This window comes from Streptococcus oralis (assembly GCF_003943825.1).
Classification (GTDB): Bacteria; Bacillota; Bacilli; order Lactobacillales; family Streptococcaceae; genus Streptococcus; species Streptococcus oralis_CD.
Window position 1 is genome coordinate 1 of record NZ_RJNJ01000045.1, and the last position, 850, is coordinate 850.

The following is an 850-nucleotide window of genomic DNA, read 5'->3' on the forward strand; positions in this document are numbered from 1 at the left end:
TCCTTAAAGCGTCCAGATTCTATAGCCGCCACTGCTCGTTTTTGTGATTCCAAAGCAAGCGCATCTTGATCATCCCGGCTAATACCATATTCTTCTGCCACATTCTCAGCTGTAATCCCCATATGGTATTCGTTAAAGGCATCAGACAAACCGTCCTTAATCATGGTATCTACCACTTTCGAATCTCCCATACGGCCACCCCAACGGAAGCTTGGCAAAACATATGGAGCTTGGCTCATGTTTTCTGCACCACCAGCCACGATAATATCTGCATCTCCGCACTGAATCGCTTGAGCAGCTAACTGCACTGCCTTCAAACCGGAACCACAAACCTTATTAATGGTAAAGGCTGGTGTAAATTCAGGAAGCCCAGCATGAATACTCATTTGGCGAGCCACGTTTTGGCCTAAACCTGCGCCTAGGACATTCCCCATAATCACTTCATCTACCTGCTCTGGTTTAATATTCGCTTTTTCCAAAGCACTCTTAATTACNAAAGATCCCAAATCAACAGCAGAAACATTCTTCAAGCTCCCGCCAAAGGAACCTAAAGGTGTTCGCACTGCCGAAACAATAACTACGTCTTTCATGACTACCTCCATCAGTGTCTAGTAAGTAAAGAAGCCTTCTTTTGTCTTCCGTCCCAATTTTCCTGCTTCGACCATTTTCTTAAGAAGAGGGGCAGGACGGTATTTTTGATCACCAAACCCTTGGTTTAGGACGCCCATAATAGCCAAACAAACATCCAATCCAATCAAGTCAGCAAGAGCCAAAGGTCCAATAGGATGATTTGCACCAAGTTTCATCGCTTCATCGATTTCCTCGGCACTAGCCACTCCTTCACCTAGAA

At 45.1% G+C, this 850-nt stretch carries 2 protein-coding genes; both read right to left on the minus strand.

The features are described from left to right. The coding region (locus D8863_RS10450; protein WP_312023395.1) for a thiolase family protein at positions 1-590 on the minus strand (590 nt) is incomplete at its 3' end. A gap of 18 nt (positions 591-608) precedes the next feature. Next, positions 609-850 (minus strand): 3-hydroxyacyl-CoA dehydrogenase family protein (locus D8863_RS10455; RefSeq protein ID WP_260469798.1); only part of this gene is annotated, 242 nt, incomplete at its 5' end.